The organism is Pseudomonas sp. PB106, assembly GCF_009764645.1.
GTDB lineage: Bacteria > Pseudomonadota > Gammaproteobacteria > Pseudomonadales > Pseudomonadaceae > Aquipseudomonas.
The window spans coordinates 117,812-133,178 of sequence record NZ_RWIM01000099.1 but is presented as its reverse complement, the minus strand read 5'-3'; the positions used below and the strand labels follow the sequence as shown (position 1 = coordinate 133,178).

Annotated in this window: 15 protein-coding genes; 1 reads left to right on the top strand and 14 read right to left on the bottom strand. The window is 61.2% G+C overall.

Going from position 1 to position 15,367, the window contains the following annotated elements:
• Positions 1 to 86: 86 nt before the first annotated feature.
• A complete protein-coding gene (locus EJA71_RS13135) occupies positions 87 to 578 on the bottom strand; it encodes a hypothetical protein (protein WP_158957459.1) in 492 nt (163 codons plus the stop codon).
• A gap of 196 nt (positions 579 to 774) precedes the next feature.
• Between EJA71_RS13135 and EJA71_RS13130 the strand changes: the two genes are divergently transcribed.
• Positions 775 to 1,467, top strand: a complete 693-nt coding sequence (locus EJA71_RS13130; RefSeq protein ID WP_158957457.1) for an aspartate/glutamate racemase family protein — start codon at positions 775 to 777, stop codon at positions 1,465 to 1,467.
• A 1-nt stretch (position 1,468) separates the two neighbouring features.
• Here the strand turns inward: EJA71_RS13130 and EJA71_RS13125 are convergent, their stop codons facing one another.
• The 13 genes from EJA71_RS13125 to EJA71_RS13065 form a co-directional block, all read right to left on the bottom strand.
• Positions 1,469 to 1,987: a GNAT family N-acetyltransferase gene (locus tag EJA71_RS13125; RefSeq protein WP_158957455.1), complete on the bottom strand. Its 519-nt coding sequence runs from the start codon at positions 1,985 to 1,987 to the stop codon at positions 1,469 to 1,471.
• A gap of 176 nt (positions 1,988 to 2,163) precedes the next feature.
• Positions 2,164 to 3,141, bottom strand: a complete 978-nt coding sequence (locus tag EJA71_RS13120; protein WP_158957453.1) for a LysR family transcriptional regulator — start codon at positions 3,139 to 3,141, stop codon at positions 2,164 to 2,166.
• Positions 3,142 to 3,328: 187 nt separating this feature from the next.
• Positions 3,329 to 4,276 (bottom strand): peptidylprolyl isomerase, encoded by a 948-nt coding sequence (locus tag EJA71_RS13115; protein ID WP_158957451.1) that lies wholly within the window; start codon positions 4,274 to 4,276, stop codon positions 3,329 to 3,331.
• The gene (locus tag EJA71_RS13110; protein ID WP_158957449.1) at positions 4,273 to 4,746 is read right to left on the bottom strand and encodes a YbjN domain-containing protein; all 474 of its coding nucleotides are present in this window, start codon (positions 4,744 to 4,746) and stop codon (positions 4,273 to 4,275) included. The genes EJA71_RS13115 and EJA71_RS13110 overlap by 4 nt, the downstream gene beginning before the upstream one ends.
• Positions 4,747 to 4,776: 30 nt before the next feature.
• Positions 4,777 to 5,406 carry a DNA repair protein gene (locus EJA71_RS13105; protein ID WP_158957447.1) on the bottom strand — a complete coding sequence of 210 codons (630 nt, stop codon included), beginning with the start codon at positions 5,404 to 5,406 and terminating at the stop codon, positions 4,777 to 4,779.
• A gap of 17 nt (positions 5,407 to 5,423) precedes the next feature.
• Positions 5,424 to 7,121: a putative porin gene (locus EJA71_RS13100; RefSeq protein ID WP_158957445.1), complete on the bottom strand. Its 1,698-nt coding sequence runs from the start codon at positions 7,119 to 7,121 to the stop codon at positions 5,424 to 5,426.
• A gap of 54 nt (positions 7,122 to 7,175) precedes the next feature.
• Positions 7,176 to 7,880, bottom strand: a complete 705-nt coding sequence (locus EJA71_RS13095; protein WP_158957443.1) for an energy transducer TonB — start codon at positions 7,878 to 7,880, stop codon at positions 7,176 to 7,178.
• Positions 7,881 to 7,883: 3 nt separating this feature from the next.
• Positions 7,884 to 8,309 (bottom strand): biopolymer transporter ExbD, encoded by a 426-nt coding sequence (locus EJA71_RS13090; RefSeq protein WP_007915482.1) that lies wholly within the window; start codon positions 8,307 to 8,309, stop codon positions 7,884 to 7,886.
• A gap of 11 nt (positions 8,310 to 8,320) precedes the next feature.
• Positions 8,321 to 10,120: a DUF2341 domain-containing protein gene (locus EJA71_RS13085; protein ID WP_158957440.1), complete on the bottom strand. Its 1,800-nt coding sequence runs from the start codon at positions 10,118 to 10,120 to the stop codon at positions 8,321 to 8,323.
• A 14-nt stretch (positions 10,121 to 10,134) separates the two neighbouring features.
• Positions 10,135 to 11,733, bottom strand: coding sequence for a ShlB/FhaC/HecB family hemolysin secretion/activation protein (locus EJA71_RS13080; RefSeq protein ID WP_158957438.1), 1,599 nt, complete (start codon positions 11,731 to 11,733; stop codon positions 10,135 to 10,137).
• Between the two features lie 56 nt (positions 11,734 to 11,789).
• Complete coding sequence (locus EJA71_RS27810; protein WP_158957436.1) at positions 11,790 to 12,392, bottom strand: transposase; 603 nt, start codon at positions 12,390 to 12,392, stop codon at positions 11,790 to 11,792.
• A 290-nt stretch (positions 12,393 to 12,682) separates the two neighbouring features.
• Positions 12,683 to 13,891: a DSD1 family PLP-dependent enzyme gene (locus EJA71_RS13070; RefSeq protein ID WP_178113693.1), complete on the bottom strand. Its 1,209-nt coding sequence runs from the start codon at positions 13,889 to 13,891 to the stop codon at positions 12,683 to 12,685.
• A 74-nt stretch (positions 13,892 to 13,965) separates the two neighbouring features.
• On the bottom strand, positions 13,966 to 15,294 hold the full coding sequence (locus tag EJA71_RS13065) for a D-arabinono-1,4-lactone oxidase (RefSeq protein WP_178113692.1): 1,329 nt from the start codon (positions 15,292 to 15,294) through the stop codon (positions 13,966 to 13,968).
• Between the last annotated feature and the right edge of the window lie 73 nt (positions 15,295 to 15,367).

Genomic DNA, 15,367 nt, shown 5'->3' with positions numbered 1-15,367 from the left:
CTGCGTCCCAAAAGCCGAACGCGGAGCGTCCGTAGAGGCGTTCCCACGCAGAGCGTGGGGACGATCATCGCGAGAATCCTGGCGATCTAAGCGCGGTCGCGGGGGATCAGACTTTGCAATTGCTGGGCAAGGAAGTTGGCGTCAAAGGCGAAGGTATCCGGGTCCTTCAGGCCATTGGTCTTGCGCCACTGCCACGCGCCGTCCGGCAGGCCCACCAGTGAAATGCTGCCATAGCGCGCCGCCGTCAGCCCCATCACCGCCAGGGAAATCTGCCCGCCGCTGCCCATGACGTCCGGCACAAACTCCACCGGTTTGCCGGCAATCACAATGCTCAGTTTTTCGGTCTTGAAGGTCGATGTCTCCACCGGCGTGCTCGGCCCGAATGCGACATACGGTTCGCGGCTGACCTCCAGCAGATTCGGCGCCTGCACCGGCTCCAGCCAGTGCTGAATATCGCCGAACAACCCGGTAATCCTTGTCGCCCAGACTTGCGACTGCGTTTCGAAAACCTGCTTCTTGTGCGCTTCGCTTTCGGCATAGTGACGAAGCATCTCGCCCAGTTGTTGAACGTCGCTCATTGCGGTGTGCCTCGGAAAGGATCCTGCGAAACACCATAGTGGCAGATCGGAGCTTCTCTGTACGGTCAGAAACACCATGACACTTGCGCGAAAGATCAGCGGTACAGTCCGTTGCTGCTGGTATCGCGCCGAAAACCGAAGGAAACTCCCGACAGACCTGAATTCTCGACAAGGGTCATTTGCCCGAGGAAATCCAATGCGCACCATCGGCCTTATTGGCGGCATGAGCTGGGAGTCCAGCGCCGAATACTATCGACTCATCAATCAACAGGTCCGCGACCGCCTCGGCCCATTGCGTTCTGCACAATTGCTGATGTACAGCGTCGACTTCGGCCCGGTCGAACAGGCCCAGCACGCCGGGCGCTGGGACGATGCCGCGGCGATTCTGGTGGATGCCGCACGCAAGCTGGAGGCCGGTGGGGCCGAATGCGTGGTGCTGTGTACCAACACCATGCACAAGGTTGCCGAGCAGATTCAGGCGGCGATCAGTATTCCGTTTTTGCACATCGCCGAACCGGCAGCACAGGCAGCGCTGGAGATCGACGCGCAGACAGTCGGCCTGCTTGGCACCGCGTTCACCATGGAACAGGACTTTCTCAAGCAGCGCCTGATCGCTCAGGGTTTGACGGTTTTGGTGCCGGATGAGGCCGAACGCAAGGACGTGCACCGGATCATCTACGACGAACTCTGCGTCGGCGTGATCAGCGAGCAGTCGCGACAAATCTATCAACGGGTGATCGAATCCCTGACCGCCCGTGGCGCGCAGGCGATCATTCTTGGCTGCACGGAAATCGGCCTGCTGGTCAAACCCGAACACAGCGCCCTGCCCCTGCTCGACACCACCGAACTGCATGCACAGTCGGCGGTGGCGTTCGCGCTGGGCGACTGAGTCAGAATTTCGACCGATTGCGCAGGCGGGCCATGCTCAGGGTGTCGACCCACTGCCCGTCGCGCACCGCGTAATCGCGAAACAGGCCTTCGTCCTCGAAACCGAATTTGCGGTAGAGGCCGATGGCCGCTTCGTTGTCGGCATAGACCGTAAGTTCGACGCGGTGCAGGTTCATCCAGTTGTCGGCGACGTCCAGCGCCGCTGCCAACAGCTGCGAACCCACGCCTTTGCCCTGCCACGCCAGCGCAACGCCCATGCCGAAACTGCCAGCGTGCGCCCGACGCATCCGCGAATGCGCCTCCAGCCCGAGATTGCCGATCACCACACCTTGATGCAGCGCCACCAGTTTCACCGCGCGTTCATTATCCGCCAGCAGACGTTGGCGCCAGACCTCGGTGGACTGAAACGGCATCTGCAACACCTGCCGCGCCACGGCCGGGTCGTTGTAGAGCGCAGTAATGCCCTCGACGTGGGATTCGTTGAAGCGTTCGAGGTGAATGGCGGGGTTGTGCTCAGGCATGGTTGATCCTTCCTGGATCGATGAGTGGCCGATCACTCTAAACCGCCCACCTCAACACATACAAACGGTAGGAGCTGCCGAAGGCTGCGATCTTTTGATCTTGATTTTGATATTCAAGAAACAAGATCAAAAGATCGCAGCCTTCGGCAGCTCCTACACAAGAAATCAGTGCGCAATCATTCAAACCATTCTTGGCGTTCACTGAAGGTATGGTGGATGAGTTCTATGAGAGTCTGCACTTCGACGATCCCTTGCGACTCGGCATTCACCGCCAACCACGCCTGCAATTGCATCGGCTCCTCGAACAGCCCTGGCAGCGCGATCAGGCCACGGTCGAAGCGGCTCATGTACGCCGGCAACAATCCAATGCAGGCGCTACAGCGGATCATCTCCAGCATCAATTCATAGGATTGCATCTGCACCACGCCGGCCAGGCGCTGCTCGACCAGTTCGTTCCACGGGCGAAAGCTGTCGATCTGCCGGTCGTGCTGCCATTGCACGAGCATGAAATCGGCGAGGTCATCAGCGCTGTCCGGACGTGCGGTGACGCGCGAATAGCGTTTGGCGATGTGCGGCAGGTAATCCAGAGAGGCCAGTCGTTGCGGCGGGGAAACGGCAAAGGTCGGGCCCGGAAGCGGTGTGTCGCCGTGGGCCAACCAGAGGACGACATCCGCACTGACGGCGCGCAGTGACAATTCACTGTCGAGCGCGATGATCTCCAGGCGCACGCTGGCATTGCGGCGCAGCAATGCGATCAGATCGCGACCGAGGATGTCGTGCAGGATCGATTCGGCGACGGCCAGGCGAATCAGCGGTTGCTCGACCACCGGCAGTTTGCGCTCATTCGCCAGCGCGACCAGTCTGGCCTGCAATTGCTGGCCTTCGCGGGTCAGGCTCAAGGCGCTGCCCTGAAAGCTGAACAACGAATGCTGAAGTTCCTGCTCAAGCTGCGCCAACTGTTTGCGCAGCAGGGTCGAACGCACGTTAAGGCTGCGCGCCGCTTGCATGAAGCAACCGCAACGGGCGCTGACCAGAAAGTATTGGGCGACGTCGGCTTCAATGGCCGCGGCTTGCGCCAGCCAGGGTTCACTTTTGTCCTGAGACCAGCGGTAATCAGAGCTGCCCTGTCGTCCTGCGGGTTCGGTGAATGACATCGATGACTCCCTGTCGATCTTTGTTGTTTGATGGCTTCCGGCACTTTCAATTATTTTCTGAACCCAGTGGAGAACCCCTGTGGGAGCTGGCTTGCCAGCGATAGCGGTGTGTCAGTCAACTGTGAAGTTGGATGTGCCGACCTCATCGCTGGCAAGCCAGCTCCCACAGGTTTTGTGGAGAATCGGGTTACAGTTTTTCCTCTAGGATTTTATTGAGCTCGGCCCCATCAATGCTCAGCGTTGCAGTGTTGAGCATGCCGTCCAGATACGCCTGGGCAATCTGCTCCTGACGCTGCGCCCGCAGCGCCTGAGTCAGTTGATCGCGCAGTTCATCCAGCGTTGCGGTGCGCGCCGGTTGTTGTTCGGTGAGTTTGATCACATGGAACCCGGCCGCACTTTGCACCGGATCGGACACCGCGCCGACCTTGAGCCGGGCGACAGCGCCGCGCACTTCCGGCACCAACTGCTGCAACGGTTGCAGACCGCTATCGCCACCCCGCTCGGCAGTCACTCGATCCTGCGAATACTGAGTGGCCAGCGCAGCAAATTCTGCCGGCGTTGCCTGAGCTTTTTTGCTCAACTCCGCCGCCTGTTTGCGCACGGGTTCCAGTGCCTGCGGATCATTCACCCCAAGGAAAATCTGACTGACCCGATACAGCGCCGGGGTCTGCCAGTTCGCCTTGCCAGCGTCATAGGCCTGCTGCAATTCGGTCGCACTCGGATAATCCGCCGGGACTTCACTGACCGAGCGCAAATAGTCGCGGAAGACAATCTGCTCGGTCGCCGCACGGGTCTGCCGCGCAACCTCCGGGCGCTGCGCCCAGCCCTGGGCATCGGCCTGCTCCAGCACGGCTTTCTCGGCCAGCCGTGTGCGAATCCAGCGCTCCAGCGCCTGACGATTGCCGCGCAGTTGCTCGCGAGTCTCTGGCGGCACCGTCGCCAGCAACGCTTGCAACTCGTCAGGCGATACCTGTTGATTGCCCAACCGCGCCACCGCCGGCCCCCCGGCCACCGCCGCCACCGGCGACGATTGCTGAGCGGCGACCGGGTCACTGCCCGGTCGCACCACCAGCGCCACGGCCACCACCAATAGCGCCACTGCTCCGGCGCCGATCACCATGGCAGGCTTTTTCACAGCGCGACTTCCTCTTGCTCGGTCACAGCGACTTTCGCGGTCTGCGCAGCGGCGTTGCTCTGGGTGAAATCACGCAGGTAGACGATGAATTCCTGTAGCAGGCGATCCCACAATTCGAGGTTGCCACGCAAGTGATCGTTGCTCACGCCAGCGGCCACCACCACGTCCATTTCCATCACCAGAAACTCACCCTGCAACGACAACCGCGCAAAACGGCGCGTGGCATTCCACTGCTCGGCCACACCCTGTGGCAACTCACCCTGCACGCGCAGCGCACAGCTGAAAGTGAAATCGACGTAGCTGCCCTGCTCCACCGCCGGGTTGCCGAAACGCACGGCGTAGCCAATGCCCTGGCTGGCGCTGAGCAACTGGACGATGCCGTTCTGCTCGGTTTCGTTGACGCGATAACCCGCCGCTTGCAGGACTTCGGTCAGGGATTTTGGCGATACGTGGGTGATCAATTGAGTCATCGTTTCTTCCTTGTTTATCCGTGTTTTTAATCAGTGCGCGAGCGCGGCTTGCGGCGCGTCGAACTGAGTCTTGTAGAGCTCGTCACCAAACCCCTGGGCCAGTTCATCGAACTTGACCCGGGCGCTGCCCGCGAAGGGCTGGCGGATCTTCATCACCTCGGCCACATCGATGTTTTCGTAGGCGGTGAGGATCTGTTTGGCGACGCCGTACATCTGCTGATTCTTGACTGAACATTGCTGCACTTGTGTGTCACGTTCAGCCAATTGCGCTTGAAGCTTAGACCGTTCTGCTTCTTTGGCACGGGCCATGACCAGCAAGTCGTCATAGGCCTTTTTGAACTTGCCGGTCTGCTCGGCACTGGCCGCCACTTGCGCCTGGGCCTGGCTGTGCAGGGTTTGTTGTTGCCCCGCGAGTTGCTCGGCAACGCCTTTGGCCTTGGCCAGTTCAGCGCTCAATTGCTTGATTTGCGCCTGCGCAGCCTTGGCTTCGTTTTGCGCCGCCAGTTGCGCAGCGCTGGCCTGGGCTTGCTGACTTTGCAGGGCCTGCAGTTGCTGAGCGGTACTGCGCAATTGCGTGCGCAGGCGTTCTTCCATGCCTTCGGCGCTTGCCCCGGTGGCCACCAACATCCCGAGCCCAAGCCATAAACAGCGGATTTTCATCACCCTCTCCCGGCGCCTTAGAAGCGCGTGTTGATCTCAAGCTGTAAGACGTCGATGTCGAACGGCGCGCCGTACACCGCTTCGGTGCTCAACCAGCGACCGGTGGCGTAAACGTTCTTCGCCAGACCGTAGTTGCCGCCCATGAAATAGCCTTTGGCGTTGGTGCCGCCGAGGTGGAACGACGAATCGTTGAAGCCGTCCGGCAAGGCGTCCGGCTGGATGTACTTGTAGCCAGCGAACAGGTTCCAGTCGCCCTGCTTCTTCAGCTCCAGCGCGCTGCCGAGGGTGAACTGCACCATCCACGCATTGGCGCCGCTTTCGATGTTGCCGTTGCTGTCGAGGTTGTTGACGATCTGCCCGGCGGACCGTTTGCGCATCTCGCCTTCGTCGTAGCTGAGGTTGTGGATGTAGTTGCCCTGGCTGCGCAGTTTGAAGTCATCAGGCAGGTCGGCGTCCCACACCACGTTCAAATCGAGCAGGTTGAATTCGGAGGCCAGGCCGACGTATTGCGGTTGTGGCGTAGTGCTCGGGTTGAGCGGGTTCGGGGTGATGTCGCGCAGCAGGAACACGCTGTTGCCCTTCTGCATGAACGCTGTGCGGCTGCCGTCGCTGTCGCAACCCGGCGCGCCGGCCCACGGTTCGCAAGGGCTGGAGCGTTCGCCCTGAATGTCGTCGAAGCGGTAATACGCCAGCGCACCCTTCAAACGGTTGTTGCTGTTGATCGCCCATTTGGCGCCGACCTGTGCGCCGTACAGCCACTTGTTGTCGCTCTCTTCCTTGTCGAAACCGTTGCTGCTGGCGGTGTCGTTGGTGTAGTCCACCGGGAACGCGCCGACGGTGCCGAAAACGCCCCAATCGCGGTTGAGCTTGTGGTCGAAAATCGCCGCGACACCGTCGAAATTCAGGTCGTTGGAATAGAGCATGTCGGTGGACATGAACGGATTGGCGAAGCGCCCGCCGGTCAGGGTCAGTTCATCCGTCGGCTTCCAGTTCAGGTAACCCTGATCGAGCCAGATGTCTTTCTTGGCGAAACCGCCACCGAGGCTTTGCGTGGTCGACACCGGGTTGTTGTCCGAGCCGGTGCCGATGCGAATGCCGGCGGTCCATTCCGGTGTAATTACCGCTTTCATGCCGAGCCGTGCGCGAATACGGAACTGGTTGGTGCGGTCTTCGCGGGTGTTGAGCAGCGGCGGCAGGCTGGTGCTGCTGTTCGGGTTGACGTCGTACGGGCCGTTGTTGTTGAGCTTGGCGAAGTCGACGATTTCGTTGCTGTTGTTATCCGAGTAGTAGCGCGATTCGTCACGCAGACGAATGTCGCCGTCGAAACTGATGCGCGAGGCCCAGTCCGGGAAGGTGTTGGGCGCGGCCCAGTTTTCCTGTTTGGCGGTGGCCATGACTTCGGCTTTGACCTGATCACGGATCTGATCACGCACTGCTGCCGGTACGTATTGCACGCGGACATCGCCCGGCGCGGCCACTGGCCCGGCAGCCACGGCGGTAGACGCCGCCGCCTGCTTGGCCTGCGCCGCCTCGTTCTGCGCCTGAGCGATCAGTGCGTCGGCCTTGTCCTGTTTCAAAATGCCCTGCTCGACCAGCAAGCGGATCAGATTGATCGTGGCGTTCTCCGAGGGCGCAGGCGCTGCCACGGCCTGACCGACCAGGGTCGCAATGACCATGCCGACCGCCAGGGACAATCGATTCACGTTGGAAATCATCTGCACACAACTCCTTTTGGCAAAGCTTTAATGCTTGGCAATAAATAGGTTGAATTAACCCGGACGCCGCCCTTGCAGGGACAGGCGCACAGGCAAAGTGATGGAGGCCGGAGGCCGTTCGCTGAGGGCCGGCGCACCGCGTAGCGCCGCCAGCACTTGCGTATCGATTTCGGGATTGCCGCTGGACTTGATCAGCTCGACGCGGGTGATCTCGCCGACGCTGCTCAGCCACACATCGGCCTGCAGCGAGAACGCGAGGTTGCGCAGCTCGGGGTTCTCGCGCAGCAAGCGCTGGAAGGTGAACGCCAGAAACTGGCTGTACGTGCCGGTGCCGAGGCGCCCGCCGCCTGTGCCAGCCATGCCGCCGCCCTTGCCCGCGCCGATGTTGAACGCGTCGTTGCCGGACTGCGCATCGCCGTCCATTTGCATCGGGGTGGCCAGATCGTCCGCCGGTGATGGCGGCGCTTCTTCCTCAGGCTTGACCTCTTCGGGCTCAGGCGTCGGTTCCGGCTCGACGACTTTTTCTTCCACCGGGGTTTCCGGCTCCGGCGGTTTTTCCGGCGGCGGAGGTGGTGGTGGCGGCAACGGAATGATCGTCGGCACCTTCGGCGCTTCGCGGCGGATGCCACTCATGTCGTTGGCCCACTGCCAGAGAAACCACGCGGCGAGTGCGCCGATCAGCAATCCGGCGACCCACTTGGCGTAACGCAGCGCGGGGTTTTTCACCGGCAGCGGCTCGATCGGGAGTTGTGCGGTCATGACTCAGCCCTGACTCGGTTTGCCGGTCACAAGACCGACCTGGGACAGTTCGAGCCGGCGCAACAGATCCAGCACTTCGATGACTTTCTGGTACTGCACCGTCGCGTCGCCGCGCACGATCACCGGGAAATCCGGGCTCTGCGCCTTCTCGATGCGCAGGCGCTCTTCCAGCTCGGCCAGCGTCACCGGGTAAGCGTCGAGGAACACCTGACCGCCGTCGTTGACCGAAATCGCCTTGGTCTTGGCCTCGGACAGCGACACCGAAGCGCTGGCCTTGGGCAGGTTGATCTGGATCCCGGAGACCTGCGCGGTGGCGGTGAGGATGAACATCACCAGCACCACCATCAGCACGTCGACCAGCGGGGTGATGTTGATGCTGTCCACCGCGGCATCTTCGTCATCGTCGTGGGAGGCATTTACGGACGCCATGGCAGTGCTCCTCAGGCCGGTACGGAATGGTTGGCGTGATGGCCGCGCTGATGCGAAGCCTCACTGAACTGGCTCTCGCCGTGCATTTCCGCCAGCCGCGTGATGAACTCGTCGACGAACACGCGCATGTCGGCGCTGACTTCCTTGTTGCGGGTGATCAGGCGGTTGTAGCCAAACAGCGCGGGGATCGCGACGAACAGGCCCATGGCGGTAGCGAGCAACGCGGCAGCCATACCGGGCGCGATGGCGTTGATGTTGACGTCGCCGGCCATTGCCGTGCCGAGGAACACCACCATGATCCCCAGCACCGTGCCGAGCAGGCCGATGTACGGGCCGCCGGCAATGGCGTTGGACAGGGTCGATAGCTTCGAACTGAGTTGCTGGTTTTCGCGGGTGCGCACGCCGTCCATCGAGCAGCGGATCGCTTCGATGGTCGCCGCCGAAACCGACGAGGTATCAGCGCCCTGCTCGCGGCGGGTGCGGATCTCTTTCACGGCCACCAGGTACAGGCGCCACAGCGACGAGTGCTGCAAACGCTGGGCGAGTTGCGCGTCGTCGGCGAACATCTCCAGACGCGTGCCGACCTTGGCGAACTGCACGCGGAAGTCTTCGTTGGCGGCGCTGACGCGGCTGAGGCTACGGTTCTTGCGCAGCATGATGATCCACGACTGGAACATCATCAGCACCAGCACGGCGATGATCACCCAGGCGTCGATTGGCACCGCGTTGAGCAGGAAACCGAGGCTGCCGAAGCCGAAACCGGACTGCTCTTCGTCGACACCGTAAGCGACCAGTTTCGACTCGGCACCTTGCGAGGTGGCGTCGGCCAGCAACAGCGGCGCGGGACGGGCGACTTTCGACAGGCGCAGCTCGTCGATGGCGCCCACGAACGGCTGGAACGGCCCTTCGTGCAGATCACCGCCGATGGCCATGACCGAGTTGAAGGCTGGCATCGCCTGAGCGAGCGTGGCACCTTCGCGACCGTTGATGTACAGCGTGACTTTCGCGCCTTCAGCGGTCAGCGCAACGTGTTGCCATTGGCCCGGATTCAGCGCCTGAGCAGCCACGGCACGTTGGCCATCGATCTCCACGAACGGTACGCCTTGGTTGGCACCGATCAGCAGGCTGTTGGCGCCTTCACGACGGGCCAAAATCAGTTGCTCGCCACTGGCCTGATCCAGACGCAACCAGGCACTGAAGGTGAACGCACTGCCGGCGTTGTGTTGCAGCGATGGACTGGCCGGCAGCAGCAACGGCTGGCCGCTGAACTGCAAGGCGCGCCCTACTACGCCGTCAATCGCCGCACCGGTCGCACTTTGCGCGGTGTTGCCATAGGCGGTGGTGTCTTTGGCCGGGGTGCCAGTAGCGCCGTCGAAGTGATACAGCGCGGTGTAATTCGGATCGAAAGTCAGTTGGCCGTTGCCGGTCGCCGGCGCCTTCTGATTGCCGTAGTACATCCAGATGTCCTGACGCTGGCCGCCCTCGACATTCGGCACATCGACCCAGATCAACGCCATACCCATCAGTGCGTCGAAGCTTTCGATCTGGTGGTTGAGCACAGTTTTGTCATCGGCAGCGACGAAGCGCAGGTCCGCGCCGTCCTCTTTCACGCCGTCGAAGGTGAAGTTGCCGGTGTGCAGGCGCACCAGCAGCGCGGTGCGGCCGAGGGCCTGATTGATCGCCGCGCCTTGTGGCGTGGTGTCGACGGCGATCTGTTTGCGGTAGTGCCAGTCGTCCTGCCACCAGGCCTGGGCCGTGGCCGGGAGCACGAAGCCCAGGCAGATCAACAACGAAAGGAAGAGGCGCTGCATGAACGTGCTCCTTGTCAGAAAGTGGCTTGAAGGTTGAAGTGCAGGCGCGATTCCTGTTTCGAGGTGTTCGGCCCTTCGAGTAGCGGGTAGCCCCAGTCGAGGCTGCCGGACAGCCATTTGCTCAGGCTGGCGCGGGTGCCGAGGCCGACGCTGGCCAAGGCGTAACTGGCGTCCTGATCTGGCAGTTCGTCGCGCAGGTACAGTTGCGCGCCTTCGGCGAAGGCGTAGAAACGCCAGTCCTGCATCCATGTGCCGGCGTACTTGGCCAGCGACGGCGTGCGCACTTCCTGGCTGAGCAGCACGCCGTCATCGCCGGTGCGTTCGGCGGCCAGATAGCCGCGTATGGAGGTGGCGCCACCGGCGGAAAATTGTTCGTTGGAAACCAATGGCCCCGACGCCAGTTGGAACGCGGCTTTGCTTGCGCTCTGCCAGTCGCTGTCGAAGGTCCAGGTGTAATTCGTATCGCCCTTGACCACGGCGAAACTCGGTTTGGCGCGGTAGCGTTTGTAGTCGAAATCTTCGTCGGAGCTGCCGTAACCGAAGATGCTGCGGGTGGCGGCGACCAGGCTCAGGCCGAGGCCGAGCTGACTCTTTTCGCTGTAGCGATAACCGTTGTAGGCGAAGGTGAACGGCGCGTATTGCAGCGGGACCTTGTCGCTCTCGCCAGACAGGGTCAGGCGTTCGTCGAAGTCCTTGAAGTCGATGCCGGCCGACAGCGAGTTCGACCAGTTGCCGCTGGAGGGCAGCGTGTAAATCGCCGAGACGCCGTAGGAATGGCCCTTGCCGAGCACATTGCTGCCGCCAATCGTGGCGACGTTGCTGTCGGACTGGTAACCGGAGAACTGCACGCTCCAGCGCTCGCTCAGCGGCGCGGTGTAGGAACCCGACCAGACCTTGGCGTTGTCGGTTTCCTGCGGTGCGGTGAAGAACGTCAGGTTGACGCTGTGGCCGAGCTGCCAGAGGTTGTTGTAGCCAAGACTGGTGACGGTGCGCAGCTTTTCCGTGTCGGCGCTGTAGTCGTTGTTGAGGCCGACGCTGGCGGTCCACGGGTTCTGGTCTTCGACTTGCAAATCGACGTCCATGGTGCCGGGGCGCTGACCTTCGCGCACCAGCGGCATGACTTGCCGGCCCGGGGTTTTGTTCAGTTGCGCCAGTTCGCCCTGGACCTTGGCGAAGTCCGGCACCTCGCCTTCTTTCAGCGCCGGGACGTTGTCGCGGATGTCCAGCGGCGAATAGTGTTTGGCGCCGACCACGCGGACTCGACCGACCTTGGTTTCGCTGACTTGCAGATAAACGATACCGTCGGCGACAGCTTGCTCGGGCAGTTCAACGAACACCGATTGATAGCCGCGCGCCTGATAAACCTTCTGCAACGCGTCCCGCGCACCTTCGATATCGCTGAGGGCTTTTTGCGGGCCGAGAAACGGATACACCGCTTCTTCAATCGCCCGCGCATCGAGCACGGTGTTGCCGCGCACGAAGTATTCGTTGACGTCGACCAGACGCTGCGCCGCTGCGTTGTCGGCAGCCTCCTCGGCCAATGCCGGCTGCGCGCCCGCCGTCACCATCAGCCAGCCCCACAGCGCCAGCCGTGACTTGAAAATCGGTTCCACACTACCCCCTGAATTCGCGATGACCTGTTGGCGTTTCGAACGCCGCGTGTATGGCGTCAATTGCTGGCTGTCGAGGCGCAGGCGTGTTTGCCCAGCCACGTGTGCAAAAGCGCAAAGTTCAGCGAGAACTCGGGCATTTGCAGCAAGGCACCGCAGAACACTTCGCCGATGATTTTTTGAATGAGCAGCACCGCCCGTGGCTCGTTGAGCAACGTGGTGATGTCGCGACTGAGGGCGTTGAAGCTCCAGACTTTCTGATTCAGGCCAAGACCTGCGAACCAGCGGAACAACAGGTTGTAATTGAGCTGTTCATACAGTTGCTGCTCGCTGGGCACCGAATACAGCAGTTGCAGGAGCAAAATATGCATGACCGTTTGCGCAGGAATCAGCATGCCGGGCTGGGCATTGAGGTCGTGCATGAGATCACGATGGGCGTCGAGCAGATCGTCGATCTGCGGGCGCAGCAGAACCAGCGAATGCCCCGGCGGAATGTAGCTCGACACCTCTTTCAAGGCGCCCTGCCAATCATCCTGCGAGACGATCCAGACCCACGGCGCGCCGTAGCGATACACCGAAACCGGCTTCTTGCGCGCGGCTTCGACGATCTTCGACAGGCGTTGATCGAGTTCCTGCATGCCCACTTTCGAGTAGCGTTCCATAGTCCCCACTGCCTCACTCCCGGCGTCCCGCCTCGGCTTGTGAAAAGCGCCCCGTTGGGCCCCTCAAGCGCGTTACATAGGCATGACCGGACTGGCGATGTGCTACCGAACTTTTGTCATAAAAGCTTCATTACCGAATTTGGCAATGAGGTGGGACAGACACCGATAACCCTGTGGGAGCTGGCTCGCCAGCGATGGCGTCATGTCAGCAACCCTTTACTTCGCTGACAGACCGCTATCGCTGGCAAGCCAGCTCCCACAGGTTTTTGCGGTGTTTGGGGGATTTTGGATTAGGCGTAAACGGGCCAGGTGTCGACGATCTTGCCGCCGCGCACGGCCAGTAGATCGCCGAATTGAAGGAGCACGGCTTCGGTCTGGGTAGGGCGCAGGAACACTTGATCCTCAACGGTCAGGCCAACGGCATTCGAGCCGTTGACCATCTCCTGATTGGAGCTGCGGCCATACACGCTATTGCTCTGCAAACCGGACGGCGATTCGAATTCCGCCATCCAGTTGCCGCCATAGATGAAGAAGGTCTGGCGCTGATTGGCGTCCCACCAGGAGAACAGCTTCGACTTGTCATCCAGCGCCGGGATGTTCACCGCGCCGGTGCTTTTCAACACTGGCGTAGCGATGTAAACCGCCGGCTCGTGCTCCACCAGCGACGGCAAATCATAGTGCGTCGGTTTGAGCATCGCCGTGCCCACCGAAACCTCAGTGCTGAGCTTCTCGTTTTCATGCAGGCGATAACTCGGGCTGCCAGCGGTGTTCAGGCACAAGCCGTCGTGCCACAACGTCGGAAACTGCTGTCGGGCAAAATCCACGCAGCGCTGATAGATCACCATGACCTTGGCAAACAGCTCCTCAGACGAACCAAGAATCCCCGGCACGCCCATGCCCACGAACGGGTCGTAACCCATGAATCCGGCAAATTCCAGATGCTGCGGGTTGGCACCGATCAACGTGAGCATTTGCCCCAGCATCGCCAGATCGCTGACCCCCCCCCGATGCAGGCCCACATCCAGTTCGATGTTGATGCGCATCCGCGTGCCCAGCCCTTGAGCGAGCGCAAGGTATTGCTGCAAACGCTCCGGGCCGTCGAGCAACCATTGCAACTGCTTCGACGGCTCAAATGGCCCTGTGTGGCTTTGATAAAACAGCGCTGCCGAACGCACCGGTAACGGCTTGCCAAGCAAAATATCCGACTGCGGGAACACCTGCGCATCGTGATTGAGAAACGGTTGGTGAAACGACATCAGCCTTTTCGTCCCGGCGCGCGGGGCGATGTAACTGAGCAACCCCGGCGATGGCAGCGACTTCTCCACCAGCCGCAACTGCTTGCCGCCGCGTTGCACTGAATGCATGACGACATCGATGTTGTGATCGAGGCGATCCAGATCGATCAGCAACACCGGGCGCATCGGGCCTTTGTCCTTCAATTCTTTGTTCAGTGCACGGAAGTATTCGCTGTACGGCCCACCGCGATCGCCTGGCCGCAACCATGCGCCGACGCCCACCAGCAAAGCGCCAACACCCAACGTGCCGAGCAGAAAATTGCGTCGATTGACCGCCATCAGTTCACCCTCAGAATCGATGACAAATGCGCATTGAGAAACCGCCCGCTCGGATCCAGCGCCTGGCGCACGTCGACAAATTCGCGCCAGCGCGGGTACAGCGGTTGCAGGTTTTTCGCGTTGAGCGTGTGCAACTTGCCCCAGTGCGGGCGGCCGTTGTACTTCCAGAAAATCGGCTCGACCGCCGCGAAGAAATTGTGATGATCCATCTGGTAATGCTGGTGCACCGAGATCGAACAGCTGTCACGGCCCTCGAACATGCTCAGCGGAATGTCGTCAGCCTTGACATAGCGATACTCGATGGGAAACCAGGTGCGCAGATCCTTGTCCTGAATCAGCTTGAGAATCTCGCGCAGGCAGGCCGGGCCGTGCTCGGCCGGCACCGAATATTCCATCTCGTTGAAACGTACTGTGCGCACATTGGCGTAGATGTCGAACGAGTCACCGACGCGATCATCGAAACTGGCCAGATGGCGCAGGCTGTTGAGCATGGTGCGGCGCAGGTCGGGGAAGTCGCTGCCGTATTTGTCGATTTTCTCGATCAGGGTGACGAACTCGTTGCCGCCCTCTTCTTCCGGCGGGATCGGCGGCGTGGCCGGGTCGTCGGTTTCGTTGAGGGCAATGGACAAGGCGTAGTCGGAATGGGTGACGACGAGCATTTCCCAGTGCTGGTTTTCCCTGGTGTTCTTGTCGAGGTCTTCGAGCAGTTCTTCGGTCTTGGCGATCCACTGGCGTTCGCGCAGGCGATAGGCCGGGCGGTTTTGCAGGCGGATTTTTGTCGCCACACCGAGGGCGCCGAGGGAAACTCGTGCGGCGTTGAATACTTCTGGATGGCGCTGAGCATCGCAATCGAGCACTTCACCGCTGGCCGTCACCAGTTGCAGGCCGCAGACGTGGGCCGAGTAGGACTGGAAGTTTTTCCCGGTGCCGTGGGTCGAGGTCGAGATCGCGCCGGCCAGGGTTTGGTAATCGATATCGGCCATGTTTTGCAGGGCCTGACCGATGTCTTTCAGTGGCATGCCCATGCGTGACATCGGTGTGCCGGCAGCGAATTCGGCTTGCAGAGTTTTCGCGTCGTGATCGAGCAAACCGTTGAAATAGCTCAGCGACAACAGCGTGCCATCGGTGGGCACCAACGCGCTGAAGGAATGCGCCGAGCCGACCGGGCGGATCTTGCCTTGGGCCTGCTGGATGGCGCTGACCAGTTCATCGAGATTTTTCGGTGCCAGCCGCGCAGCTGGCAGGCAGCTCTGCGCGCCCGACCAGTTGCGCCACGGAATCAGCCTTGGTGCGCGCATCAATTGGCCCAATGCCGGATGGCTCGCCAGCGCACTGAACGCGCCGACGATGCTCGCCCGCTGCAACAACTGACGCCGTGTCAGATCCATGGTCATGCCGGGC

Coding starts and splice junctions, on each gene's coding strand:
- EJA71_RS13135 (WP_158957459.1), bottom strand. CDS start 578: ATGAGCGACGTTCAACAACTGGGCGAGATGCTTCGTCACTATGCCGAA.
- EJA71_RS13130 (WP_158957457.1), top strand. CDS start 775: ATGCGCACCATCGGCCTTATTGGCGGCATGAGCTGGGAGTCCAGCGCC.
- EJA71_RS13125 (WP_158957455.1), bottom strand. CDS start 1,987: ATGCCTGAGCACAACCCCGCCATTCACCTCGAACGCTTCAACGAATCC.
- EJA71_RS13120 (WP_158957453.1), bottom strand. CDS start 3,141: ATGTCATTCACCGAACCCGCAGGACGACAGGGCAGCTCTGATTACCGC.
- EJA71_RS13110 (WP_158957449.1), bottom strand. CDS start 4,746: ATGACTCAATTGATCACCCACGTATCGCCAAAATCCCTGACCGAAGTC.
- EJA71_RS13105 (WP_158957447.1), bottom strand. CDS start 5,406: ATGAAAATCCGCTGTTTATGGCTTGGGCTCGGGATGTTGGTGGCCACC.
- EJA71_RS13100 (WP_158957445.1), bottom strand. CDS start 7,121: ATGATTTCCAACGTGAATCGATTGTCCCTGGCGGTCGGCATGGTCATT.
- EJA71_RS13095 (WP_158957443.1), bottom strand. CDS start 7,880: ATGACCGCACAACTCCCGATCGAGCCGCTGCCGGTGAAAAACCCCGCG.
- EJA71_RS13090 (WP_007915482.1), bottom strand. CDS start 8,309: ATGGCGTCCGTAAATGCCTCCCACGACGATGACGAAGATGCCGCGGTG.
- EJA71_RS13085 (WP_158957440.1), bottom strand. CDS start 10,120: ATGCAGCGCCTCTTCCTTTCGTTGTTGATCTGCCTGGGCTTCGTGCTC.
- EJA71_RS27810 (WP_158957436.1), bottom strand. CDS start 12,392: ATGGAACGCTACTCGAAAGTGGGCATGCAGGAACTCGATCAACGCCTG.